This is a genomic window from Serratia sp. DFXYC6, from assembly GCF_057196085.1.
In genome coordinates, this window is the sequence record NZ_JBXUNV010000001.1 from 1969334 (window position 1) to 1994764 (window position 25431).

The 25431-nt window shown below is 59.1% G+C and carries 22 protein-coding genes; 11 read left to right on the top strand and 11 right to left on the bottom strand.

Annotation, left to right across the window (positions count from 1 at the left end; translation table 11 throughout):
* Window positions 1-106: 106 nt before the first annotated feature.
* The 4 genes from AC2CGQ_RS09680 to pepT form a co-directional block, all read right to left on the bottom strand.
* A complete protein-coding gene (locus AC2CGQ_RS09680) occupies window positions 107-364 on the bottom strand; it encodes a hypothetical protein (protein ID WP_015377593.1) in 258 nt (85 codons plus the stop codon).
* Complete coding sequence (locus AC2CGQ_RS09685) at window positions 364-2523, bottom strand: S-type pyocin domain-containing protein (protein ID WP_484593632.1); 2160 nt, start codon at window positions 2521-2523, stop codon at window positions 364-366. The genes AC2CGQ_RS09680 and AC2CGQ_RS09685 overlap by 1 nt, the downstream gene beginning before the upstream one ends.
* Window positions 2524-2729: 206 nt before the next feature.
* Window positions 2730-3860 (bottom strand): tail fiber domain-containing protein, encoded by a 1131-nt coding sequence (locus tag AC2CGQ_RS09690; protein ID WP_484593633.1) that lies wholly within the window; start codon window positions 3858-3860, stop codon window positions 2730-2732.
* 316 nt (window positions 3861-4176) lie between these two features.
* Window positions 4177-5406, bottom strand: coding sequence for a peptidase T (gene pepT, locus AC2CGQ_RS09695; protein WP_099981848.1), 1230 nt, complete (start codon window positions 5404-5406; stop codon window positions 4177-4179).
* 57 nt (window positions 5407-5463) lie between these two features.
* On the opposite strand from pepT, the gene AC2CGQ_RS09700 reads away from it, so the two are divergent.
* The 6 genes from AC2CGQ_RS09700 to AC2CGQ_RS09725 all read left to right on the top strand — a co-directional run bounded on the left by AC2CGQ_RS09700 (window position 5464) and on the right by AC2CGQ_RS09725 (window position 11689).
* Complete coding sequence (locus AC2CGQ_RS09700; RefSeq protein ID WP_126180994.1) at window positions 5464-5736, top strand: hypothetical protein; 273 nt, start codon at window positions 5464-5466, stop codon at window positions 5734-5736.
* Between the two features lie 25 nt (window positions 5737-5761).
* Window positions 5762-6877: a spermidine/putrescine ABC transporter ATP-binding protein PotA gene (gene potA, locus AC2CGQ_RS09705; RefSeq protein ID WP_103085663.1), complete on the top strand. Its 1116-nt coding sequence runs from the start codon at window positions 5762-5764 to the stop codon at window positions 6875-6877.
* A complete protein-coding gene (potB, locus tag AC2CGQ_RS09710) occupies window positions 6861-7721 on the top strand; it encodes a spermidine/putrescine ABC transporter permease PotB (protein ID WP_004941149.1) in 861 nt (286 codons plus the stop codon). The genes potA and potB overlap by 17 nt, the downstream gene beginning before the upstream one ends.
* On the top strand, window positions 7718-8500 hold the full coding sequence (gene potC, locus AC2CGQ_RS09715; protein ID WP_004941147.1) for a spermidine/putrescine ABC transporter permease PotC: 783 nt from the start codon (window positions 7718-7720) through the stop codon (window positions 8498-8500). The genes potB and potC overlap by 4 nt, the downstream gene beginning before the upstream one ends.
* A 219-nt stretch (window positions 8501-8719) precedes the next feature.
* Entirely contained in the window at window positions 8720-10279 is a 1560-nt protein-coding gene (locus AC2CGQ_RS09720; protein WP_015377586.1) for a PTS transporter subunit EIIC, read from the top strand.
* A 24-nt stretch (window positions 10280-10303) separates the two neighbouring features.
* Window positions 10304-11689 carry a family 4 glycosyl hydrolase gene (locus tag AC2CGQ_RS09725; RefSeq protein ID WP_103085664.1) on the top strand — a complete coding sequence of 462 codons (1386 nt, stop codon included), beginning with the start codon at window positions 10304-10306 and terminating at the stop codon, window positions 11687-11689.
* 12 nt (window positions 11690-11701) lie between these two features.
* Here AC2CGQ_RS09725 and AC2CGQ_RS09730 read toward each other — a convergent pair whose 3' ends face one another.
* The gene (locus AC2CGQ_RS09730; RefSeq protein ID WP_004941137.1) at window positions 11702-12412 is read right to left on the bottom strand and encodes a MurR/RpiR family transcriptional regulator; all 711 of its coding nucleotides are present in this window, start codon (window positions 12410-12412) and stop codon (window positions 11702-11704) included.
* Between AC2CGQ_RS09730 and AC2CGQ_RS09735 the strand changes: the two genes are divergently transcribed.
* The gene (locus AC2CGQ_RS09735) at window positions 12402-12719 is read left to right on the top strand and encodes a hypothetical protein (RefSeq protein ID WP_134954151.1); all 318 of its coding nucleotides are present in this window, start codon (window positions 12402-12404) and stop codon (window positions 12717-12719) included. The two genes, AC2CGQ_RS09730 and AC2CGQ_RS09735, sit on opposite strands and share 11 nt — an antisense overlap.
* On the top strand, window positions 12649-13692 hold the full coding sequence (gene potD / locus AC2CGQ_RS09740; protein ID WP_033633291.1) for a spermidine/putrescine ABC transporter substrate-binding protein PotD: 1044 nt from the start codon (window positions 12649-12651) through the stop codon (window positions 13690-13692). The genes AC2CGQ_RS09735 and potD overlap by 71 nt, the downstream gene beginning before the upstream one ends.
* Window positions 13693-13739: 47 nt before the next feature.
* Here potD and cobB read toward each other — a convergent pair whose 3' ends face one another.
* From cobB to lolC, 5 genes are all read right to left on the bottom strand, one after another.
* The gene (cobB, locus tag AC2CGQ_RS09745; protein WP_033633293.1) at window positions 13740-14576 is read right to left on the bottom strand and encodes a Sir2 family NAD+-dependent deacetylase; all 837 of its coding nucleotides are present in this window, start codon (window positions 14574-14576) and stop codon (window positions 13740-13742) included.
* Between the two features lie 91 nt (window positions 14577-14667).
* Window positions 14668-15585: an N-acetylglucosamine kinase gene (nagK, locus tag AC2CGQ_RS09750; RefSeq protein WP_484593634.1), complete on the bottom strand. Its 918-nt coding sequence runs from the start codon at window positions 15583-15585 to the stop codon at window positions 14668-14670.
* 53 nt (window positions 15586-15638) lie between these two features.
* Window positions 15639-16886 carry a lipoprotein-releasing ABC transporter permease subunit LolE gene (gene lolE, locus AC2CGQ_RS09755; RefSeq protein ID WP_484593635.1) on the bottom strand — a complete coding sequence of 416 codons (1248 nt, stop codon included), beginning with the start codon at window positions 16884-16886 and terminating at the stop codon, window positions 15639-15641.
* Window positions 16886-17590, bottom strand: a complete 705-nt coding sequence (gene lolD / locus AC2CGQ_RS09760; protein WP_004941120.1) for a lipoprotein-releasing ABC transporter ATP-binding protein LolD — start codon at window positions 17588-17590, stop codon at window positions 16886-16888. Before lolD ends, lolE begins: the two co-directional genes overlap by 1 nt.
* The gene (gene lolC / locus AC2CGQ_RS09765) at window positions 17583-18785 is read right to left on the bottom strand and encodes a lipoprotein-releasing ABC transporter permease subunit LolC (protein WP_004941116.1); all 1203 of its coding nucleotides are present in this window, start codon (window positions 18783-18785) and stop codon (window positions 17583-17585) included. The genes lolD and lolC overlap by 8 nt, the downstream gene beginning before the upstream one ends.
* 419 nt (window positions 18786-19204) lie before the next feature.
* Between lolC and AC2CGQ_RS09770 the strand changes: the two genes are divergently transcribed.
* Together AC2CGQ_RS09770 and mfd are read left to right on the top strand one after the other, a co-directional pair.
* Window positions 19205-19810 carry a serine O-acetyltransferase gene (locus tag AC2CGQ_RS09770; RefSeq protein WP_164122932.1) on the top strand — a complete coding sequence of 202 codons (606 nt, stop codon included), beginning with the start codon at window positions 19205-19207 and terminating at the stop codon, window positions 19808-19810.
* Window positions 19811-20014: 204 nt separating this feature from the next.
* Window positions 20015-23488, top strand: a complete 3474-nt coding sequence (gene mfd / locus AC2CGQ_RS09775) for a transcription-repair coupling factor (RefSeq protein WP_021504825.1) — start codon at window positions 20015-20017, stop codon at window positions 23486-23488.
* 32 nt (window positions 23489-23520) lie between these two features.
* On the opposite strand, the gene AC2CGQ_RS09780 is transcribed toward mfd, so the two are convergent.
* On the bottom strand, window positions 23521-24621 hold the full coding sequence (locus tag AC2CGQ_RS09780) for a GGDEF domain-containing protein (protein WP_484593636.1): 1101 nt from the start codon (window positions 24619-24621) through the stop codon (window positions 23521-23523).
* Between the two features lie 200 nt (window positions 24622-24821).
* Between AC2CGQ_RS09780 and AC2CGQ_RS09785 the strand changes: the two genes are divergently transcribed.
* On the top strand, window positions 24822-25307 hold the full coding sequence (locus AC2CGQ_RS09785; RefSeq protein ID WP_004941092.1) for a heme-degrading domain-containing protein: 486 nt from the start codon (window positions 24822-24824) through the stop codon (window positions 25305-25307).
* The last annotated feature ends 124 nt before the right edge of the window (window positions 25308-25431 follow it).

Here is a 25431-nt window from a genome sequence, read left to right on the forward strand (position 1 = left end):
CTAGGTTTATTAGTTTCGTTCTGCCCGGTACATCACCAAAAGAAAACCCCCAACAAAATTTCGTTTGCTGGGGGTTAAAAATGCACTAATCAGAGCATAACTATAGCTATTCGATACCGTATTTTTTCTCGGTTACAAATTTCGGCTCTTTCCAATTGGGGCCTTTCACTACTTTTCCATTTTGATCTTGAAGCACCCCTTTTTGGAATAATGCATCGTAAGTAGAAGAGAGCTCCCCGCTGGAAATTGCATCAAAGCGATTATAGGTATATAGCCGATCCAATTTACGGTAATCAGAGGTCGGCCCCAAAAAAGTTAGCACATCTTCTACACTTTCATTTTTAACGATATCTTTTAAAGGCATTATTTCTTCCCTCCCATAGCATCTTTCAGTTCCTGTTCATATGCGGCTTGTAGGGCCCCATCTGTATAAAGCGCCTGTTCCTTTTCATTTATTCTATAGTCTTCAAGCGTAGCAGTATGAGTATTATTCCATACGGCCTTCTGTTCTTGAACACTGTGCGGAACCTCACCATCTTTTATACCAAGATTCCTGTACCTTTCCAACTCTCTGATTTCATGAGTATAAAATCGCCTATCAGTGTCAGTAGGTTGTAGATCCCCCTTCAAAATTTTATCCAAACGGTCAATCATCACTTGGTTTTCCGGGGTCTGTTCAAAACGCCCAGTATGCAGCTTCACCTTATCCACGCCGGCACGGTCGATGCTGGCCCCTTTCCAATCCAGATTCTGAATGGGGCCTCCAGCTTTATTGGTGTTGTATTCACGACCGCTGTATTTGCCCCTGGCATTGGTTTCACCATAGGGCTTGCTCACCATCACATAGATGGCCTCTACACCAAACTCCGTCGCATCCGGCTGCCACAGGATAAAATCTTGCAGATCCTGCACCACATCCGCCGGGAAGGTGGTGACCACGATGCTGTCCGCCTGCCTGATGCCGGTGCCGGTATGCACTGGCGATTTAGGCCCCGGTGAGCCGTTGCCGGTATGCGCCGGCGCGGCCGGCCCAGTCGGCACCGGGTTGATCAGTATCGTTCTGGCCGGTGCGCCCACCACCGCTGGCAGCGTGATTTTGTCCAGCCCTGTCAGCTCATCGCGAACGGGTCTGAATACCGGCACACTCGGCGATACGCCGCCAACCCCCGTCCTGACAAAGTTGACGCTCTGTCTCCCGTCGTCGTCGGTGGTGATAAACCCGCGCACCGGCAAATCGACCGAGGTCATGCCGGGCTGGATGGTCGCCCGGCCCGCTGCCGCCAGGCTCGCCTGGAGGGCAAACAAATTGACATCCCGCCCGGGTACCCGGTCGCTCCCTGCACCGACCTCCGACGGGTAGAAACCAAGGGCAAAAGCCCCCAGCACCGATCCGGCAGCGACCACAGTGCCGGCGCGTATACTGCCAATTTCGTAGGCTGCCCGCCACGACGCGCTCGCTGCCCAGCCGGCCAGTTCGCTCGTGGTCGTCATCACGCCTTTCCCGATTACCGACGTCTGCAGCATCGCGGGCGCACGGTTGAGCACCATGGCACCTGCTGCCGCCAGCGCCGCATTGGCCGCTTTTAGCTTTTCCGGCGTATACGCCGGAGCATCCAAAATCCCCGCTTTGGCGAATAACGTTTTTCTGGCTGCTTCTACCTTGCGTGCCTCTTCCGCCTTTCGGGCTTCCTCGGCTTTGCGAGCCTCCTCAGCTTTACGAGCTTCTTCGGCTCTGCGAGCCTCTTCCGCCTTTCGGGCCTCTTCAGCTTTACGGGCCTCTTCAGCTTTACGGGCCTCTTCGGCCACTTCTCGTTCTACCTGCTTAAATTGTTGATAGGCCGACGTCAAAGAAGGCACTTCGACATTACGTTGCCGGTAACCTGTGCGATCGCTCCCTTTGCCGCCGCCGTTGATTTCATATTGCTCCGTAATTTCTGTCATCACCCTATTATTATCAAGCCAGAAACCCGGTGGGATTTTTCCATTAAGCACCTCGGAATAGGTGGCTAATGACGCCTTATCCTCTGCGGCAGAATTGTTGCCGTTATTGTTGCCGTTGGGTATGTTCTGATAATTACCGATTCTATGATGGGTATCGATATTACCGGCGAACACGATCCCGCCTTGAGCAGGCAACCCCACGCCAAGTACATTTTTAACTTGTGAGACAGAGGTAATAGCCTTGCTGACGGCGGCTTCATCGGTTGTACGAATTTCACCAACCTGCACCTGTATTTTTCCGTCAGCCTCAACACTTTTCAAAGCTACCTTTGCATAAGTTGTAACCGCACGTACCTTTTTTTGTAAATCTTTCAGTATATTATTAACTTTAGGGTCATTTTTGATAGCGTTAACCTGCCGCCGTATCGCTGCCCCCTGGGAATCTCCACTGCTGCTACTGTCCCTGCCGCCATTACCGTTCCCTTTACCATCATCCCAGTTGGTACTGTTATCTTTACCGGGATTTAAACCATGTACTCCATCGATATGCACATCCCCCATGCCAGGAATATTTATATCCATAGATCCACCGTGCCCTACATTGGGTCCCTGGTCTGAAGCCCCCCCTTTAATTCCACCCGTTGGGCCACGGCTGTCTTTTCCATCTCCGCCACTCATATGTCAGTCCTTTTATTTCGTTGATGTGGCAGCAGAGTAAATTCTTAAGTGCTTATCGCCAGCAGCACTATCGGTTAATACTCTGCGCTACCCACAAAAATTGTTATTACTCAGGCGCACGTAATCGCTTTTTCCAACGCCGCCAACCGCGCTTCCAGCCTTTCTCGAGCCGAACGCTCTTCCTTAAGCGCTTCAACCAGCAACGCCACCACGCCGTTGATATTGATGCCCCGCGCATCCTTCAGCACGCTGCCGTCATTAAGTTTCAATTCGGTTTGGGTCACCGACTGCGGCAATACGCTCTCCACTTCCTGAGCGATCACCCCGGCCTCCGGCACGCCCTGTTTGAGGTAGGTGTAGCCGCCAATATTGGCCAGCTTGTCCAATGCACCGGCAATTTGGGTGATGTCCGTTTTCATGCGGGCGTCGGAGCTGCTGTGCCAGGCGCCGTTGGTGTAGGCGTTACCATCATTACGGAATTCGTACCAGCCTTGCCCACCACCGTTGGCGACATTCAGCACCAGCGAATGGTGAGAGCCGACAAATTCATGATGATAAAGGTTGGCATACAGGTCGTATCGCCCCTGCAAATGCAATCCATTGGTAATACGTCCCTTATCATTGTCAACACTACGGTTCCCAGCAGCCCAAATCCATCCATCGGGGTTGCGTTTAGTCAATTGCCCTACAGAAAGCTCGGCGTTGGGCCTTACCTGCAGTTCGTTCCAGTTACCCTGCCAGTCTCGATAAGAGAGCAATCCATAATTTTCTTTACCAGCGACAATCCGCGAGCCCATTAACATCACCGTAGTGACGTTGCCGCTGGTAAAATTAGTATGCATGGCAGCCGCATCATAAACCTGATCATTGATAAGCGGAGTCGGGCCGGTGGTCGAGGTGGAGATACCCGCGTTGTGCGACACCACCGCACCGCCGGAAATATCCACTCCATTGCGCATCGCAACCCGGCCAGACGCCAAATTGAATGAGAACGGGCGCAAGGTGTTCCACTGCCCGTTAAGCGCTTGGCCGCCCGGCGTCGCCAGCGCGTAAAAATCGCGGCCATCATTACGCAGCATCACGCCGGTATTGCCATTTGCCAGCCGAAAACCATTGGCCGATTTGGAGACGATTTCACCGTCGCTGACCACGCGCTGGCGCAGCGTAGACAGCGATTTCAGTTCGGTAATATCGTCGTTAACGCCGTTAATCACCTGAGCATTTTTCTTTTCTTCTGCCATGATTGTTACCCTCTTACGTCCTGTTTGATGGCGGTTAACAGCGCTCATTCCCCCAGCATCCCCTGGCGACTGGGCTCACCGCACCGAAGCTGTAAAACCGGTTAAGCACACAGCAACACTGTATGCATAAACAGCACTTTATCTCGAAGGATAATGGGATTCCCTCACCGCGGGTTGTGTAGTGAACGAAACAACCATGAGACTGGGAACCATAAAGAGAACAGAAGAAGAAGATAACGGCGGGCGCGCTGGGCCCCGCCGGGCGGATCAGAAAAGGGAATGCGGGCCGGCCAAGCCGGCCGGGGAACGAAGGTGTTTACCGCGCCCGCTCGGCGGCCAGCGCCGCGATGCGCATGATCACCGCCACCGCTCGCTCCATGCCTTCCAGCGTCACGAACTCGTGCTTGCCGTGGTAGTTGTAGCCGCCGGTGAACAGGTTCGGGCACGGCAGGCCGCGGAACGACAGCTGCGCGCCGTCGGTGCCGCCGCGGATCGGCTTCATCACCGGTTCGATGTCGCAATCGCGCATCGCCTGCTGCGCCAGCGCGATCACGTGCGGGTGCTCCGCCACCTGTTCGCGCATGTTGTAATAGCTGTCTTCGATGCTCACTTCGATATAGCAATCGCGCGGCAGACCTTTGCCGACCTCGCGAGCGATGTCCACCATCTTGCGCTTGCGCGCCTCGAACCCTTCGCGCTCGAAGTCGCGCAGAATGTAGTGCATTTCGGCGCGCTCCACGCTGCCCTTGATGCTGCTGAGATGATAAAAGCCCTGGTAGCCTTCGGTGGTCTCCGGCGCTTCGTCCGCCGGCAGCGCCTGATGAATGCGGGTCGCCAGCGACAGCGCGTTGACCATCACCCCCTTGGCGCTGCCGGGGTGTACGCTGTTGCCGAGGATTTTGATCGTCACCGAGGCGGCGTTGAAGTTTTCGCACTCCAGCTCCCCGACGCCGCCGCCGTCCACCGTGTAGGCCCATTCCGCATTGAAGGCCGCCACGTCGAACAGCTGCGCCCCCTTGCCCACCTCCTCGTCCGGAGTGAAGGCCACGCGGATGTCGCCGTGCGGGATCTTGCGCGCGCGCAGGCGCACCATGGCGGTGAGGATCTCGGCGATGCCCGCCTTGTCGTCGGCGCCCAGCAGCGTTTTGCCGTCGGTGGTGATCAGCGTCTGCCCCAGCATCTGGTGCAGGATCGGGAACATCACCGGCGACAGCACTTCATCACCGATGCCGAGCGCAATGTCGCCGCCGCGATAGTTCTCGACGATCTGCGGATTGACGTGTTTACCGCTGAAATCCGGCGAAGTATCCAGATGGGCGATGAAACCGACCGCCGGCACCGGCCAGGCGACGTTACCCGGCCAGGTGCCCATCACGCAGCCGTGTTCGCTGAGCGACACCCGCTCGAAGCCGAGCGCGATCATTTCCTGCTGCAACGCACGCGCCAGCTTCAACTGCCCGTCGGTGCTCGGCACATGCTTTACGTTCGCTTTGGACTGGGTGTCGAAAGAGACGTAGTTGAAAAAGCGGTCAAGTAATTTGTCCATGGTAGCGGCCCCTCAGAATATCGCGTTTCATTATGCGGAACCGATCAGGATCAAATATTGCGTCAGGTCATTTTTAACCAGAATTCGCCAATATCATTAATCTTTGTGATGATTTCTGAGGGGAATAATGCTGTCATCACAGGGTCATTTGTCGCTATCATGATGAAAAACGCGGCATCTGGGCCGGATCGGCTTTCAATTCCGGCATTCAGCGTCTATCATGCGCGCTCGAAAAATTTCCATTGGCGTAACTGGTTTGAGCTTCATTTGATCAGCGGGTATCCCGCAAGCTCCGGCAGTCTTTTCCAGTTGCGGTTCTATCTGCATTAGCCCACGGGATAGAGTAATACGATAAATGACTGAGACATCCTCTCCGACTCCCCTTGTTGAACTGCATGCCCTGAGCAAAGCGTTCGATGGCAAAACCATCATTGCCGATCTGGATCTGACGATTAACCACGGCGAATTCCTCACCATTCTCGGCCCCTCCGGCTGTGGCAAAACCACGGTGCTGCGCCTGATCGCCGGTCTGGAAGACGCCGATGTGGGCCGCATCGTGCTCGACGGCCAGGACATCACCGCCATTCCGGCCGAACATCGCCACATCAACACCGTGTTTCAAAGCTACGCTCTGTTTCCGCACATGTCGGTGTTCGACAACGTCGCCTTCGGCCTGCGCATGCAAAAGGTGCCGGCGGCGGAACTGACGCCGCGCGTCGAAGAGGCGCTGCGCATGGTGCAGCTGGACGACTTTGCCAAGCGGCGGCCGGGCCAGCTCTCCGGCGGCCAACAGCAGCGCGTGGCCATCGCCCGCGCGGTGGTCAACAAGCCGAAAGTGCTGCTGCTGGACGAATCGCTGTCGGCGCTGGACTACAAGCTGCGCAAGCAGATGCAGAACGAACTGAAAGCGCTGCAGCGCAAACTGGGCATCACCTTCGTGTTCGTCACCCACGATCAGGAAGAGGCGCTGACCATGTCGGATCGCATCGTGGTGATGCGCGAAGGCCGCATTGAGCAGGACGGCACGCCGCGTGAGATCTACGAAGAGCCGAAGAACCTGTTCGTCGCCAGCTTCATCGGCGAGATCAACATCTTCGACGCGGTGGTCCTGCAACGCCTCGATCCGCAGCGGGTGCGCGCCAACGTGGAAGGCCGCGAGTGCGACATCTACGCCGATCTGCCGGTAGAGCCGGGCCAAAAGCTGAAGGTGCTGCTGCGTCCGGAGGATCTGCGGGTGGAAGAAGTGAACGACAGCGCGCAGCACGACGGGCTGATCGGCTACGTGCGCGAGCGCAACTACAAAGGCATGACGCTGGAATCGGTGGTCGAGCTGGAGAGCGGCAAAACGGTGATGGTCAGCGAGTTCTTCAACGAAGACGATCCGGACGTCGATCACTCGCTCAATCAGAAGATGGCGGTAACCTGGGTTGAAAGCTGGGAGGTGGTGCTGGCCGATGAAGAAATCGCGTAAAGTCTTCCAGAATGTGGTGATCGTCGGCGTCGTCGCCTGGCTGTTGCTGTTCGTGTTCATGCCGAACCTGATGATCATCGGCGCCAGCTTCCTGACCCGCGACGACGCCAACCTGGTGCAGATGGTGTTCACGCTGGACAACTACCGGCGCTTGTTCGATCCGTTGTACGCCCAGGTGCTGCTGCACTCGCTGAACATGGCGCTGATCGCCACCCTGTGCTGCCTGGCGATCGGCTATCCGTTCGCCTTTATCCTGGCGCGGTTGCCGCAGAAGGTGCGGCCGCTGCTGCTGTTTCTGCTGATCGTGCCCTTCTGGACCAACTCGCTGATCCGCATCTACGGCCTGAAGCTGTTTCTCAGCACCCGCGGCTATCTCAACGACGCGCTGCTGTGGATCGGCGTCATCGACAAGCCGCTGCGCATCATGTACACCTCGGAAGCGGTCGTCCTCGGCCTGGTGTATATCCTGTTGCCGTTTATGGTGATGCCGCTCTACTCCAGCATCGAAAAGCTCGATAAGTCCTGCCTGGAGGCGGCGCGCGACCTCGGCGCCAGCAAGCTGCAAACCTTTATCCGCATCATCGTGCCGCTGACCATGCCGGGCATTATCGCCGGCTGCCTGCTGGTGGTGCTGCCGGCGATGGGGCTGTTTTTCGTCGCCGATCTGATGGGCGGCGCCAAAAACCTGCTGATCGGCAACGTGATTAAAAGCCAGTTCCTCAATATCCGCGACTGGCCGTTCGGCGCGGCCACCAGCATCTGCCTGACGCTGGTGATGGGGCTGTTGCTGCTGGTTTATTACCGGGCCGCACGCCTGCTGAACAAGAAGGAGGATCTGGCATGATCGGACGTCTGCTGCGCGGCGGCTTTATGACGCTGGTATACGCCTATCTGTATATCCCGATCGTCATCCTGATCGTCAACTCCTTCAACGCCTCGCGCTTCGGCATCAATTGGCAAGGGTTTACCACCAAGTGGTACAGCACCCTGCTGAATAACGACAGCCTGCTGCAGGCCGCGGGCCACTCGCTGACCATGGCGGTGCTCTCCGCCACCTTCGCCACGCTGATCGGCTCGCTGACCGCGGTGGCGCTGTACCGCTACCGCTTCCGCGGCAAACCGTTTGTCGGCGGCATGCTGTTCGTGGTGATGATGTCGCCGGACATCGTGATGGCCATCTCGCTGCTGGTGCTGTTCATGCTGCTGGGCATTTCGCTCGGCTTCTGGTCGTTGCTGTTCTCGCACATCACCTTCTGCCTGCCGTTCGTGGTGGTGACCGTCTACGCGCGCCTGAAAGGCTTCGACGTGAAGATGCTGGAAGCCGCGCGCGATCTCGGCGCAAGCGAGTTCACCATCCTGCGCAAAATCATCCTGCCGCTGGCGATGCCGGCGGTGGCGGCCGGCTGGTTGCTGAGCTTCACCCTGTCGATGGACGACGTGGTGGTCTCCTCCTTCGTCACCGGGCCGAGCTACGAGATCTTGCCGCTGAAGATCTACTCGATGGTGAAAGTCGGCGTCTCACCGGAGGTCAACGCGCTGGCCACCATTTTGCTGCTGCTGTCGCTGGTGCTGGTGATCGCCAGCCAGTGGGTGATGCGCGATCGCTCGCCCAAGGCCGAGTAACCCATCCCGCCGGGCGCTGCGGCGCCCGGTTGTGATCCCCTTCACAACCGGCACCGGTTGTCACTCCCTGACCATCGGTGCCTATTTCCGCCCCGCCGATTGCAGCGGCGAAAACTTCCCCCTATAACTGAACTCAGGCAAGGTGCCTTATTTTTTTCTCGCTTCCAGGGAGTTTATTCAGCAACGTCGTCATCCATTAAAATATAAAAAGGAACTGCCATGAAAGGTATTATCGATAATATCTTAAGCAAGCTGCAGCTTTTCTCCAAAGCCATGATGGGGCCGATATTTTTCCTGCCGGTAATCGGTCTGATCCTGGCGCTCAGTTCTATTCTCACCAATGCCACATTAATCAATGAACATTCCGCCGTCTTCTCTATCGGTAAAATGATCGGCGATACCTTCTGGCCATTATTCGGCAACCTCGGGCTGATTTTCTGCATCGGCATTACCTACGGTCTGGCCAAAGACAAGAAAAGCGAAGCGGCGCTGGTCGCCGTGATGTGCTTTATCATGTTCCTCGGCGCCAACGCCTCTTATCTGCAATTCAGCGGCCATGTCGCGGCCAAGATCAACGGCGAATATTACGGCACCGGGCAGACGGAGTTGCTGGGTTTTACCGTGGTGGATATGGGCATTTTCCTCGGTCTTATCCTCGGCGTCACCATCGCCTGGGTGCATAACCGCCTGTGCAACGTCGAACTCAACGGCGTGTTCTCGGTCTACGGCGGCGCCAAGCTGGTGCTGATTGCCATGACGCCGATCATCATGCTGTACGCCGTCGCCTTCAGCTACCTGTGGCCGGCGATCTCACAGGGCCTGATCGCGCTGACCGGCTTTATGAAAAGCGCCGGCTCGCTCGGGGTATTCGTCTACGGCTTCTTTGAGAAATTCCTCATCCCCACCGGGCTGCACCACTTTATCTGGTCGCCGTTCCAGCTTACCAGCATCGGCGGTTCGATCGTGCAGGACGGCCAGACCGTCTCCGGCTCGCAGGCGATTTTCCTGGCCTATATGCGCGACCCGAGCATCTCGCCGCTGATGAACGAAGCGCTGCGCTTCTCGCAGCAAGGGATGGTGACCATCTTCGGCCTGTCGGGCGCGGCATTGGCTTTCTATCACACCGCCAAGCCGGAAAAGAAAATGCTGGCCAAGGCGATTCTAATCCCGGCCATCACCACCTCGATCCTGGTCGGCATCACCGAGCCGATAGAGTTCACCTTCCTGTTTATCTCTCCGCTGCTGTGGGTGATCCACGCCGTGTTGACCGCGCTGTCGCAGGTGGTCTGCAACCTGTTCCAGGTGCGCCCCTGGGGCGCCAGCGGGCTGGTCGAGTTCCTGGCCTATAACCTGCCGCTGCCGGTTTCCCTCACCCGCTGGCCGCTGTACGTGGTCATCGGCCTGGTGCAGTTTGCGGTGTATTACCTGGTGTTCAAAACGCTGGTGCTGAAGCTCAATCTGAAGACGCCGGGCCGTGAAGATGATCAGGACGTCAGACTCTATTCCAAACAGGATTACCGGAACCGCAAAAATACCCCGGACGAGCCGAGCGGCATCATTATTCGCGCGCTGGGCGGCAAGGAAAACATTATTTCCGTCGATAACTGTTTTACCCGACTGCGGGTGGAATTAAAGGATATGACACGGGTGGATGAAGCCGCGTTAAAAAGCACCGGCGCCAAAGGCGTAGTGAAGAATCGCCGTGAAGTGCAGGTAATTTACGGCGTCACGGTCGGCAAGGTCAAAAATCAGGTAGAAAAATATTTAGCGACACTCTAACGCTTTATTAATGGGAGATATCGAATGAAATTAACCGTTCTCGGCGGCGGCGGCGTGCGTTCCCCGTTCCTCGCCAAATCCATCGCCTATAACGCCCATCGCATCGGCATTACCGAAGTGGTGTTTATGGATACCGATGAGCGCCATCTGGCGGTCTACGGTGCCCTCGCGCAGGGCGTATTCCAGCGCATTCGCGGCGACATTACTTTCAGCCTCAGCAGCGATCCGCGCCAGGCGCTGCAACGCGCCGACTACATCATCACCACCCTGCGCATCGGCGGCGAGGAAGGCCGCATCCATGACGAGCGCATCGCGCTCAATCACCAGTTGCTCGGGCAAGAAACCACCGGCGCCGGCGGCTTCGCCATGGCGATGCGTTCGATTCCGGCGATCCTCGACTATTGCCGCCTGATCGAACAGGTTTCCTCACCGGACGCGGTCCTGTTCAACTTCACCAATCCTTCCGGCATGGTGACCGAGGCGATCATCAAATCCGGCTTCCAGCGCCGGGTCTATGGCATCTGCGACGCCCCCAGCGAGTTTATCCGCGAACTGGCCGAGCTGCTGGACTGCCGCGAAGACCAACTGAGCGTCGACTGCTTCGGCCTCAACCATCTTTCCTGGTTCCGCAATGCGCGCGTCAACGGCGAACCGGTCACGGAACGGTTGCTGGCGGATCCGCGCCTGTATCGTGATACCTGCATGAAATACTTCTCGCCGGAGTTGGTGGCGCTGTCGGACAATTTGATGCTCAACGAGTATCTCTATTATTACTACTATCGTGAGCAGGCGATCGCCGCCATCGTCGCGGGCGGCGAGACCCGCGGCGAACAAATCGCGGCGATCAACCGCCAAATGCTGTCAGAGTTAGGCGAGCTGGACATCCCCCACCAGCTGGAACACGCCTTCTCTGTCTATTTCAGCCATTATCTGCAGCGCGAAAACTCCTACATGCAGCGCGAGTCCAACCAGGGCAAGGTGAAAACGCGCGAGATGCTGACGCTGCAACAGTTTATCGAGCAGCCGGACAGCGGCGGCTATGCCGGGGTGGCGATCGACATTCTGGAGGCGGTCAACAGCGGCCGGCAAAAACGCGTGGTGGTGTCGATGCAAAACCGCGACACGCTCGATTTTCTGCACCCGGAAGACGTGATCGAAATCAGCTGCGAATTGAGCAGCGCCGGCATTCAGCCGGTCAAAATGCGCGATATTCCCGACACCCAGAAAAACCTGATTTCGCAGGTGAAAGAGTACGAACGGCTGGCGGTGGCGGCGATCCTGACCGGCAACCGCCAACTGGCCATCAAGGCGCTGATGGTGCACCCGCTGGTCAACTCCTACTCGCTGGCGAAAACGCTGGTAGAGGAGTACCTGCAGGCCCACCGCGCGTATGCCGGGCACTGGCGCTAAACGGTGCGGCCGTCAGCGGCCGCGACGTTCAAACCAGGCGGTGATCACATTCTCGAATCCCAACAGACAGTGGCCGAAAAACGGGTTGGGATAGTAGATATCGTGATCGTATTTTTGCCGGTCCTCAAACAGAAAGGTCATGTCGGCCTGCTGCGCCAGCGGGCTGCCGCCGTCGCCGCAGAAGGCCGCCAGCAGAATGCGGTTACGCTTCACCGCCTCGCTCCAGCTCAGCGCCGAGCCGCTGTTGCCCGACTTTGAAATCACGATCACCATGTCGAAGCGAAAGCGCGTCTCACGGTCAAGAATGTCGAAATCCGGCCACAGCGACAGATAACTGTCTACACCCAGCGTCATAAACTTGTTGTACATATATTGAGCCACCAGCTGCGAAAAACCGCTGCCGTGGATCAGGATCTTGCCGTTGTCGAGCAGATCGAGAAACTGCGCCTGCTGGGCCGGCGGTGCCGCCGACGTAGCGCGTTCCGCCTGGTAAGCCGGCGCCATCGTCAGGTTGAATTTGATGAAATAGACCAGTTCGAGATAGCCGCGAAAGCCCAGCTTTTTAGCCAGCCGCACCAGCGTCGAGGGGGAACTGTAGCAGCGTGCGGACACCGCACGGATGCCGTCGTCGATGCAGGCGTCCGGGTTGTCGAGAATGCAGTGCAAAATCGTCAGATCCGTCTTGCTGAGCTCAGCCTGGCTGAAGACCTGTTTGAAATTCATCGCTGCCCTCGTTTATTCGCCAAAATTATTGTTTCGCACGCGCTTCACCGCCTGTCCAGCGCGAGACACACAAATTGTGATGCGCTTTAAGGCGCTGAACCCCTTGATTTGCCAGCGGGATAACCGCCTTTACCCACCCCGCCCCGGCCCCTATAATGGCCCCTTTCTGGGGTATGGCGCGGCCGAAAACGGCAGCCCATACGGGTTCGGCTCACTACTGCTGAAGGATACGCTGCATGAAAAAGTGGTCACATCTGCTCGCAGCCGGGATGATGGCGCTGAGTTTCTGCTCTGCAAACGCCTCTGACGGCAAAACGCTGTATTTCTATAACTGGACTGAATACGTCCCGCCGGGGCTGCTGGAGCAGTTCACCAAAGAAACCGGCATCAAGGTGATCTATTCCACCTATGAATCCAACGAAAGCATGTACGCCAAGCTGAAGACCTACAAGGACGGCGCGTACGATCTGGTGGTGCCCTCCACCTACTTCATCGCCAAGATGAGCAAGGAAGGCATGCTGCAAAAAATCGACAAGAGCAAGCTCAGCCACTTCAAGGATCTCGATCCCACCCTGCTGAACAAGCCGTTCGATCCCAACAACGACTACTCCATCCCTTACATCTGGGGCGCTACCGCCATCGGCGTCAACAGCGACGCGCAGGATCCGTCCACCGTCACCGCCTGGGCCGATCTGTGGCAACCGCAGTACAAAGGCCGCCTGCTGCTGACCGACGACGCGCGCGAAGTGTTCCAGATGGCGCTGCTCAAGCTGGGCTATTCCGGCAACACCACTGACCCGAAAGAGATCGAAGCCGCCTACCACGAGCTGCAGAAATTGATGCCGAACGTGCTGGCCTTCAACTCCGACAACCCGGGCAACCCGTTTATGGAAGGGGAAGTCAACGTCGGCATGGTGTGGAACGGCTCGGCCTTTGTGGCGCGCCAGGCCGGCACGCCGCTGGAGATCGTCTGGCCGAAGGAAGGCGGGATCTTCTGGATGGACAGCCTGGCCATTCCGGCCAACGCGCGCAACGTCGAAGGGGCGCTGAAGCTGATCGACTTCCTGCTGCGGCCGGAAATCGCGGTGCAGGTGGCGGAGACCATCGGTTACCCGACGCCGAACCTGGCGGCGAAGAAGCTGCTGTCGCCGGAGATCGCCAACGACAAGTCACTCTACCCGGATAAGGCGGTGATTGAGCACGGCGAGTGGCAAAACGACGTCGGCGACGCCAGCACGCTGTACGAAAGCTACTTCCAAAAGCTGAAAGCCGGGCGCTAATACGCCCGCCATCCCATCAGGGCGCGCATTGCGCCCTGATGCCTTTCTCAGGGCCGGTCGGCCCGCGCCACCTTGCCCACCAGGAACTTGTGCACAAAACGCGGCACCACTTCGCTGGCCAGACCGTAGTGTTTCTCATCGAACTGGCTCTCTACCTGGCTCGGTTCCAGGTTCAGCTCCATGGCGTAAGCGCCGCCCAGCCGCGCCTCATGCACGAAGCCGGCCGCCGGGTAGACATGGCCGGAGGTGCCGATGGCGACGAAGAAATCGGCCTTGCTCAGCGCCTGGTAGATGTCATCCATGCCCAGCGGCATCTCACCGAACCACACCACGTGCGGCCGTAGCGGCGCCGGGAACTGGCAGCAATGGCAACGATCGTCAACGCTGAGATCGCCGGGCCATTCGAACACCTGCCCCGACTGGGTGCAACGCACCTTCAGCAGTTCGCCGTGCATGTGCAGCACCCGCTTGCTGCCGGCGCGCTCATGCAGGTTATCAATGTTTTGCGTGACCAGCAGGAAGTTGTCTCCCAACCACTCTTCCAAATCCGCCAACGCGCGGTGTGCGGCGTTCGGGGCGATCTCCTCCGTCTGCAGCTGGCGGCGGCGTTCATTGTAAAACGCCTGCACCAGCGCCGGATCGCGCTGAAAACCTTCCGGCGTGGCGACGTCCTCCACCCGGTGCTCTTCCCACAGCCCATCCGCGGCGCGGAAGGTGCGAATGCCCGACTCGGCCGAAATGCCGGCCCCGGTCAACACCACCACAAACGGCTTTTTCAGCTCGGCCGCCGCCATGGTGTCACGGTGAAAAATGCGTGAACGAAAGCGCTGATGCAGCACATGCTTACTCTTGCGAAACTGACACAGCCGATGGCGAGTGTACATTAACTCTCTCCTTACTTTTCCCTGTTTACCCTTCTTACTGGACGTTGCGGCGTTGTTGGCTGCATACATTCACGCCCGGCCTCAACGCCCATTACGTTGGGCGCGCCAAATTGAGGAACGCCGCGCCGCGCACGCCGCCGGCGTCGCCATAGCGCGCCTTCTCGATGCGCGGCAGCCGGGCCACCCGCAGCAGGTGCGCCGGCAGCCGCTGCGGCAACGCCTGGTAAATGGCGTCGAAATTCGACAGCCCGCCGCCGATCACCACCAGATGCGGATCCAGCACCGTCAGCAGGTTACCCAGGCAGATCGCCAGCACGTCCATAAAGCGGTCGACGTGAGCCACCGCCTGCGGCTCACCTGCCTGATAATGGGCAATGATCTCGATGGCAGGCAAGCGCCGGCCATAGAAATGGGCGTACATCCATTCGAAACCGCGGCCCGATATGTAATTTTCAATGCAACCCTGATGGCCGCACCCGCAGGCAACGCGAGGCACATCACGCCCCAGCACCTCGAGCGCGTCCACCGGCAGGCGCAAATGGCCGAACTCGCCGGCGATATAGTTGCGCCCAGGCACCGTCTTGCCATCGACGATCAGGCCGCCGCCCACGCCGGTGCCGAGGATGATGCCCAGCACCGTCGGGTAGCGGCGGAACTCGTCGTCCCAGGCTTCCGACAGCGCAAAGCAGTTGGCGTCGTTATCGACGCGCACCTCGCGCCCGATCAGCGCCGCCAGATCGCGCGGCAGCGGCCGCCCCATCGCCGCCGGCACGTTGGCGGTAAACAACGTGCCGTCATCGTCGTTGGGCAGGCCCGGTATGCCGATGCCGACGCTGCCGCGCCGGCCGCAAAACGCATCCGCCTCAAGGGTCAGATCGCACAGCGTGGCCAGCAGTTGCCGGTAGTCTTCACGCGGCGTCGGCACCCGCTTTTGCCAAATGCGCTGCAGGTTGCCGTCGAACACCCCCAGCTCAATCTTGGTGCCGCCCATATCGAAACCGTAGTACATAACCCATCCCCAGGCTAAAAAAACGGGGCGGCATCGCTGCCTCCCCGTCGGTGTTATTGTCCGCTCAGCACCCGCGCCGGATCGATGCGGCTGGCGCGCCTCGCCGGATACCAACTGGCCAACAGGCTCAGCACGATGGCGGTCGCCAGCACGATCAGCACGTCCAGCCAGTGCAGCTCGGAAGGCAGGAAGTCAATGAAGTAGATATCGCCCGACAGGAAGGAATGACCGACCAGTTTCTCGATGCCCCGGATGATGTTGGTCAGCTGCAGCGAAGCGATCACCCCGATCACCACGCCACTCAGGCTGCCCAGCAGCCCGGCCAACAGCCCGTACCAGATGAAGATGGCGCGAATAAAGCCGTCTTTAGCGCCCAGGGTGCGCAGCACCGCGATGTCGGCGCTTTTATCTTTCACCGCCATCACCAGCGTGGAGACGATGTTGAAGCAGGCCACGCCGATCACCAGCACCATCGCCAGATACATGATGGCGCGGATCATCTGGATGTCGCGGTACATATAGCCGTACTTGCCGATCCAGCTCTTGATGTAGATGTAAGCGTTGGTCACTTCGCCGGCGTCGCGCACCAGCTTGTTGGCGGCGAACACGTCGTTCATCTTGAGAGCGATGCCCGTGACGCTGTCACCCATGTCGAGATACTGCTGCGCATCGGCCAGCGGCACCAGCGCCAGGCTGTGATCGAGCTGGCCGCTGAGCTGCAAAATGCCGGTCACGTGCAGGCGAATGCGCTTCGGCTGCAGCAGCTTCATTTCCGGGTCGCTGTTGGGGATCATCACCGTGACATAGGCGCCCTGCTTGACGCCCAGCGCGTCGGCCACGCCCTTGCCGAGGATCACCTGCTGCTCGCCGGGCTTGAAGTTGGCCCAGGCTTCGCCCTGCACATAATGCGGCAGCGCGCTCAGCCGGCTCTCCTGCTGCGGATCAACGCCTTTGACTTCCACCGCGCGCAGCTGCGCGCCGTTTTCCATCAGGCCGGTAAAGTTAATGTACGGCGCGGCGGCCAAGATGCCCGGCACCTTTTCCACCCGCTGCAGAATCGACGGCCAGCCGCTGAACGGCTGATTGACCGGCTCAAGCTCGCCGTGCGGCACCACCGCCAGAATGCGGTTCTTCAGCTCACGCTCAAAGCCGTTCATCGCGCTCAGCCCGACGATCAGCACCGCCACCCCCAGCGCAATGCCGATGGTGGAGATGACCGAGATCAGCGACACCATGCCGCCGCGTTTACGGCCGCGGCTGAAACGCAGGGCCGTCAGGAAGGACAGTGAGGCTCCCGCCATTACTCGGCCCCCATCAGGGTCAGCTGCGCCTGCAGGTGGCCGTCGGCCATTTCCAGCTGGCGGCTCAGGCGCTTGGCCAGCTGCAGATCGTGCGTCACCACCAGGAAAGCGGTGCCCTGGCGCACGTTCAGCTCGCCCAGCAGATCGAAGATGCTGTCCGCGGTGCGTTTATCCAGGTTACCGGTCGGTTCGTCCGCCAGCACCAACGCCGGGTTGTTGACCAACGCGCGCGCGATCGCCACGCGCTGACGTTCGCCGCCGGAGAGCTCGGACGGGCGGTGCTTGCTGCGTTTTTCCAGCCCGACCGCCGCCAGCATCTCCCGCGCCTTCTCCTGCGCCTGCGCCGGCTTGGCGCCGCCGATCAAGAGCGGCATGGCGGCGTTTTCCAGCGCGGTGAAGTCCGGCAACAGATGGTGGAACTGATAGATGAAGCCCAGCTGGCGGTTGCGCAGCTCGGCCTTGGCCGCCGAAGACATGGCGTTCAGCGATTCGCCCTTGAAGATCACCTCGCCGGAGGTCGGCGAGTCCAGCCCGCCCAGCAGGTGCAATAGGGTGCTCTTGCCGGAACCCGAGCTGCCGACGATCGCCATCATCTCGCCCTGCTGCATGGCAAAGCTGACGTTGCGCAGCACGTCGGTGTGCAGGTTGCCTTCCTGATAGGTCTTGCACAGGTTGTCACACTGCAGCAAAAGATGGTTACTCATAACGTAAAGCCTCAGCGGGTTGTACGGCGGCAGCGCGCCATGAAGGATAGAGCGTGGACAACAGGGAAACCGCCATCGCCACCACGGCGATAATCGTCACCTGCAGCGGATCGACCGCCACCGGCAGCGAAGCGCCGTCGATCAAGGCGCCGAGGATCGGCATCAGATTGTTCAGATTGGTAGCCAGCAGCACGCCGAGCAGCGTGCCGAGCAGCGAACCGATGATGCCGGCGCTGGCGCCCTGCACCATAAATACCGACATGATCTGGCGGCGAGTCAGCCCTTGAGTCTGCAGAATGGCGACCTCGCCCTGCTTCTCCATCACCAGCAGGCCGAGCGAGGTAATGATGTTAAACGCCGCCACCGCCACGATCAGGCTGAGCAGCAGCCCCATCATGTTCTTCTCCATACGCACCGCCTGGAACAGCTCGCCCTTGCGATCGCGCCAGTCTTTCCAGACGGTGCCCGCCGGCAGCGCCTGCTGGCTGAGGGTATCGACCGTCAGCGGCTGTTGCAGGAACAGACGCCAGCCGGTGATGTTGCCGGCCGGGTAGCGCATCAGGCGCGAAGCATCCTGTTGGTTGACCAGCAGCTGATAGCCGTCCACCTCGCTGTTGGCGTGGAAGGTGCCGATGAGAGTGAACAAACGCTGGCTGGGAATGCGGCCCATCGGCGTGAACTGGCTGGCGCTCGGCACCATCACGCGCAGCGAATCGCCGCGCTTGACGCCAAGTTGCCCCGCCAGCTGTTCGCCGATGATGATGTTGTATTGGCCCGGCTGCAGCTGTTGCTGCTTGACGTTGACCAGATACGGGGTCAGCGGGTCGGCCTCGTCGGGATTCACGCCGAGCATCACCCCTACCGCCACGCTGCGGGCGCTTTGCAGCACCACGTCACCGGTGGTCAGCGGCGCAACGCGCGTGACGCCCTGCAGCTTCTGCACCTCGGAGGCCGGCAGCTGCTGCGGGTTGACCGATCCTTGCGGACTGGTGACCAGCGCCTGCGGCATCAGGCCGAGGATGTTGTTCTCCAGATCCTTTTCGAAACCGTTCATCACCGACAGCACGGTGACCAACGCCATCACCCCCAGCGTAATGCCGATGGTGGAAAGCCAGGATACAAACCGCCCAAAGCGGTCTGAGGCTCGCCCGCGCATGTAGCGCAGGCCAATGAATAACGCGACAGGTTGATACATGAAATCCGTTTGATAGCCGTGGCTTAAGCAAAGTGATCATGGATTATATCGTCGCCCTGAAAACAATTAAATGAAAAATAAAGATTTTTACGATTCTTACAGCAGTACGAATCCGGCCTTCCCATCTCGGATAACCCCTTGTTTACACTTAACTGTTTTTAGTGAATCGGCAAAATACTTGCGGCGTTCCGCCTCAGTTTCTTCTGAAAATGATAGTGAGACCTGCGATATCGCGTTTGCTTCTGTAACTCACCAGGCACTGGCCACATTGCCGTTTCCCACCGTTGCAACACGCCGCCGGCCAAGCGGGTTTCACTCAAGGTTCTGAGCGCAGGATCGCCAGCGATTTCACCCTATGCTACTATCTGCCAACATTGACAAAGTTGATGATAGTTATCGGTTAAACGCAAGGGCAATCAATGAGAACGGAAACAAAATATAAAATCTATGCCGACTTCTTTCGCGCGAGCAGAAAGTCTGGCATCGCAAGGCTAATCAAGTCCCTTTTCCAACAGAACTACGTCGGCTTTAACTACATTTTCACCTTGCGGCTGCACAGTGATTTTCACGCCAAAAAACGCAATATCTTTGAGAGACTTTGTTTTCGTCTACTGGTGAAAAATCTCAAGCGCCTGCAGATAAAATATGGCATCGAAATTCCCCATCAGGCCAGTATCGGTGAAGGCCTGCTTATTCCGCACTTCGGCGGCATCGTTATCCATCCCAACGTGAAGATTGGTAAAAATTGCACCATCCTGCAAGGTGTGACCATCGGCAACAACCTCTTCAAAAGCCGTGAAGACGTCGCCACTATCGGCGATAACGTCACCATTGCAGCCGGAGCCAAGATCGTTGGTCCGGTCACTATCGGTGACAATGTGACGATTGGCGCCAACTCCGTTGTCACCAGTGACATTGAGCCAAACTGCATCGTGGCAGGCATGCCGGCCAAGATTATTTCGCGCAAAGAGTCAATTGTGCTGAATACGGATTACTTGTCCTTTGACGAATATCAAAAGCGCTAATCTTGCGCTGACTGGCGTTCTATCTTTCCTTCCGGCGACGCCTTGTTGGCGTCGCGCTTGCGTGCATCGTCGCCCCGATAACTAACGAGATAGGGCACTTTTATCGGTGTCAGTTTACCGGCCGCTGGGCTACTATAAACAGCATAAAAGCACTGGGTTATCCGTGCCGGGACGCCCTCTAACACATTGATTAAAGATACCTGAATGAGCACTTCCGATAGCCGTAACCGTTCTTCATCCCCTCGTTATTCTCTGCCCGATCGCGCGGGCGATCTGCGCCAGCTGGGGCAACTGACCGGCGCGGCCTGCGCCGTGGAGTGCGCCGAGATCGTCGAGCGCCACCCTGGCCCGGTGATGCTGATCGCGCCGGATATGCAAAACGCCCTGCGGCTGCGCGACGAGATCCAGCAGTTCACCGATCAGATGGTGACCACGCTGTCCGACTGGGAAACCCTGCCGTACGACAGCTTCTCGCCGCATCAGGAAATCATCTCGGATCGTTTGTCGAGCCTGTATCACCTGCCGACCATGGCGCGCGGCGTGATCATTCTGCCGGTCAACACCCTGATGCAGCGCGTCTGCCCGCACGAATTCCTGCACGGCCACGCGCTGGTGATGAAGAAAGGCCAGCGCCTGTCGCGCGATAAGCTGCGCGCGCAGCTGGAACAGGCCGGTTACCGCAGCGTCGATCAGGTGATGGAGCACGGCGAATTCGCCACCCGCGGCGCATTGCTCGATCTTTACCCGATGGGCAGCGATGAGCCTTACCGCATCGACTTCTTCGATGACGAAATCGACAGCCTGCGCATCTTCGACGTCGATACCCAGCGCACGCTGAGCGAAGTCGAGGCCATCAATCTGTTGCCGGCCCACGAGTTCCCCACCGACAAGAACGCCATCGAGCTGTTCCGCAGCCAGTGGCGCGAGCAGTTTGAGGTGCGTCGCGACGCCGAGCACATCTATCAGCAGGTCAGCAAAAGCGCCTGGCCCGCCGGTATCGAATACTGGCAGCCGCTGTTCTTCAGCCAGCCGCTGCCATCGCTGTTCAGCTACCTGCCGGCCAATACGCTGATCGTCAATACCGGCGATCTGGAGGGCGCCGCCGAGCGCTTCTGGCAGGACGTCAACCAGCGTTACGAAAGCCGCCGCGTCGATCCGATGCGCCCGCTGCTGGCGCCGGATACGCTGTGGCTGCGCGTTGACGCGCTGTTCGGCGAGCTGAAAGCCTGGCCGCGCATCGCGCTGAAAACCGATGAGCTGCCGGCCAAGGCCGGCAATACCAATCTGGATTACCATGCCCTGCCCGATCTGGCGGTACAGGCGCAGCATAAATCCCCGCTGGATAATCTGCGGCGCTTTATCGAAGGCTTCGTCGGCAGCGTGATTTTCTCCGTCGAGAGCGAGGGGCGGCGTGAAACGCTGCAGGATCTGCTCGGCCGCATCAAGCTGGCGCCGGCGCTGATCCAGCGTCTCGATCAGGCGGAAACCGCGGGCCGTTACATGATGGTCGGCGCCGCCGAACACGGCTTCCTCGACGGCCTGCGCCAGCGTGCACTGATCTGCGAAAGCGATCTGCTCGGCGAGCGCGTCAGCCGCCGCCGGCAGGACAACCGGCGCACCATCAACACCGATACCCTGATCCGCAACCTGGCGGAGCTGCATCCCGGCCAGCCGGTGGTGCACCTGGAGCACGGCGTTGGCCGCTATGTCGGCCTGACCACGCTGGAAGCCGGCGGCATCAAGGCTGAATACCTGATCCTCTCCTACGCCGGTGAGGACAAGCTGTACGTACCGGTGTCTTCGCTGCATCTGATCAGCCGCTACGCCGGCGGCGCGGATGAAAACGCTCCGTTGCACAAACTGGGCGGCGACGCCTGGACACGCGCGCGGCAAAAAGCGGCCGAACGGGTGCGCGACGTCGCGGCGGAGCTGCTGGATATTTACGCCCAGCGCGCCGCCAAGGCCGGTTTCGCCTTCAAGCATAACCGCGAACAATACCAGCTGTTCTGCCAGACCTTCCCGTTCGAAACCACGCCGGATCAGGAACAGGCGATCAACGCGGTGCTGAGCGACATGTGCCAGCCGCTGGCGATGGACCGCCTGGTGTGCGGCGACGTCGGCTTCGGCAAAACCGAAGTGGCGATGCGCGCCGCCTTCCTGGCGGTGGAAAACGGCAAGCAGGTGGCGGTGCTGGTGCCGACCACCCTGCTGGCACAGCAGCACTTCGACAACTTCCGCGATCGCTTCGCCACCTGGCCGATCCGCATCGAGATGATGTCGCGCTTCCGCAGCGCCAAAGAGCAGCAGCAGGTGCTGGACGACGCGGCCGATGGCAAAGTGGACATCATCATCGGCACCCACAAACTGCTGCAGAGCGATCTGCGCTGGAAGGATTTGGGGCTGCTGATCGTCGATGAAGAACACCGCTTTGGCGTGCGCCACAAGGAGCGCATCAAAGCGATGCGCGCCGACGTCGATATCCTGACGCTGACCGCCACGCCGATCCCGCGTACGCTGAACATGGCGATGAGCGGCATGCGCGATCTGTCGATCATCGCCACTCCGCCGGCGCGCCGGCTGGCGGTGAAGACCTTCGTGCGCGAATACGACAGTCTGGTGGTGCGCGAGGCGATCCTGCGCGAAGTGCTGCGCGGCGGCCAGGTTTACTACCTCTACAACGACGTGGAAAACATCGAGAAAGCGGCGCAACGCCTGGCTGAGCTGGTGCCGGAGGCGCGCATCGCCATCGGTCACGGTCAGATGCGCGAACGCGATCTGGAACGGGTGATGAACGATTTCCACCACCAGCGCTTCAACGTGCTGGTGTGCACGACCATCATCGAAACCGGCATCGATATCCCCAGCGCCAACACCATCATCATCGAGCGGGCCGATCGCTTCGGCCTGGCGCAGCTGCACCAACTGCGCGGCCGCGTCGGGCGTTCCCACCATCAGGCTTACGCCTATCTGTTGACGCCAAACCCGAAAGCCATGGGCACCGACGCTCATAAACGGCTCGAGGCCATCGCGTCGCTGGAAGATCTCGGTGCCGGTTTCGCGCTGGCGACTCACGATCTGGAGATCCGCGGCGCCGGCGAACTGCTGGGCGAAGACCAGAGCGGCCAGATGACCACCGTCGGCTTCTCGCTCTATATGGAGCTGCTGGAAAGCGCCGTCGACGCGTTGAAAAACGGCCGCGAACCGTCGCTGGAAGATCTCACCAGCAACCAGACCGAGGTAGAGTTGCGCATGCCGGCGCTGCTGCCGGAAGATTTCATTCCCGACGTCAATACCCGCCTGTCACTGTATAAGCGCATCGCCAGCGCGAAGAACGACGGTGAGCTTGACGAGCTGAAGGTCGAGCTGATCGACCGCTTCGGCCAGTTGCCGGATGCGGCGCGCAACCTGTTGCAGTGCGCGGCGCTGCGCCTGCATGCGCAGAAGCTGGGGATCAAACGCATCGAGAGCAACGAGCGCGGCGGCTTTATCGAGTTCGGCGACAATAACCGCGTCGATCCCGGCTATCTGATCGGTCTGCTGCAGGGCAATCCGCAGGTTTACCGCCTGGACGGCCCGAGCAAGCTGAAGTTCACGCTCGATCTGGCCGATCGTCAGAAGCGCCTGACGTTCACCGAAGAGTTGCTGAACGCCTTCCGCGAACACACGCTGGCGGTCTGAGCCAATGCCCCCGCCGTGGCGGCGGGGGCGGCTTATTCGCGCGGGAATCCGGCGCCCAGCGGCGCCAGCTGCATCACGCGGCTGGTCACCACCCGGTTTTTGCCGCTGCGCTTCGCCTCATACAAGGCCTCGTCGGTCATGGCGATCGCCTTGTCCAGCCTCATGCCCGGCAGATACAGCGACACGCCGATCGACAGCGTGATGTGCGCTTCGTCGTGCGCATTCAGCAAGAACGTCGAGCTTTCAACCGCGCTGCGAATGCGCTCCGCCACCCCGCCGATGACCTGCGGATCGTAGCTGGCGGTGATCACCATAAACTCCTCGCCACCGTAGCGCCCGACGAAGTCCTCATTGCGCACGCTGTTTTGCAGCAGCCGGCCGACGCTGGCCAGCAGCACGTCACCGGCCGGATGGCCGTAGGTATCGTTGATGCTTTTGAAGTTATCCAAATCGAGGATCATCAGCCCGCACGGGCGGCGCTCGGCACGCTGCAGCATCAGCTGATAATCGACGCTGGCGCGGTTGTTGATGTGGGTCAGGCTGTCGGTGGTGGCGCGCGCGCGCATCGCGAAATAGGCGTAGATATGGCGCTCTTTGAAATTCAGTGCATGATAGCAAATCGCCAGACAGAGCGCGGAAACCGCCTGGTACAGCAACACATCCGGCCACAGCCCGCTCATGTCCACCAGCAGCCACACCACCGCGATGCGATACAGCGCGATGATGCCGATCGTCAGGTAAAACGTCCGGTGGGATTTTTTCAGCCACACGCGCGACAACAGCAGCGGCGCGACGATCGAGGCGATGAACAGGTTATCGACGGTGAAACCGCCGGTCAGCGTCATGGCGAACAGAAAACTCACCAGCCCGCTGACGCCGCCGCCGAAGAAAGTCACCAATATCATCGGGATCATCGCAAAGCTGTAATGCACCTTATCGGTCAGCTCCAGCCGATCCTGGCTCAAATACAGCACCGCCACCCCGGCCAGCAGGCCGAAAATAACCCGCTTCCACAGTGCGGATTGATAAGAAAAAGGGGCATTCTTGCTGAGAAGGAAATAGCTTATCGACAGCGTGGCGTAGGTGATGCAGGCGTCGCTGTAAAGGGTAGAAATGGACGCAATGTAAGTCATAAATAGTCAGCGCGCTCCTCGGGATCGCCAGGGGGTAATGTGCAGACGTTGAATAACGCATCCCTGTCGTCTCCGCTTCGGCGGCGGCCATTTTACACAGTCTATTAATAGAGTAGCAGTTCTATCTTATCGCCAAGCCGTCTATCTCACGACGCCCGCTTCAGGCTACTCTGTGCGTTGTGTTATCGGGGGAGAACCGCATGAATATCGACGATGAACTGCAAGCGCTCAGCGAACAGGAAGCGACGCTGGCCTTTACCCATTTTGACGCCGCCACCGCCTGGGAACTGGGCGCGGCGCTGAAAACCGCCGCCGAGCGGCGCGGCCTGAGCATCGCCATCGAGATCCAACTGGCCGGGCAGACGCTGTTTTATTACGCCATGCCGGGGGCAACGCCGGACATTGCCGACTGGGTGCGGCGCAAGCGCAATCTGGTGAACCATTTTCACAAAAGCTCTTACGCCATCGGCCTGCGCCTGCAGCAGCGGCAAACGTCGCTGGAGGAGCGTTACGGGCTGAGCGTGCGTGACTATTCGGTGCACGGCGGCGCCTTCCCGCTCACCCTGACCGGCCTCGGCTGCGTCGGCAGCATCAGCATTTCCGGCGCGCCGCAGAAGGAAGATCACCAGCTGCTGGTGAGCACTTTAGCCCATTTTCTCGGCTTATCCCTGCCCGCCCTGCAATAACCGTTAAAACCTTGACTGTCACCTTTCTTTTCAGCCGCAGAATCTGCGGCTGACTTCTCTATTATCGAAATTTAGCGCCGAACAAAAGGGCGACTCTCTGATTTCCTGCGCCAAATTGATACAG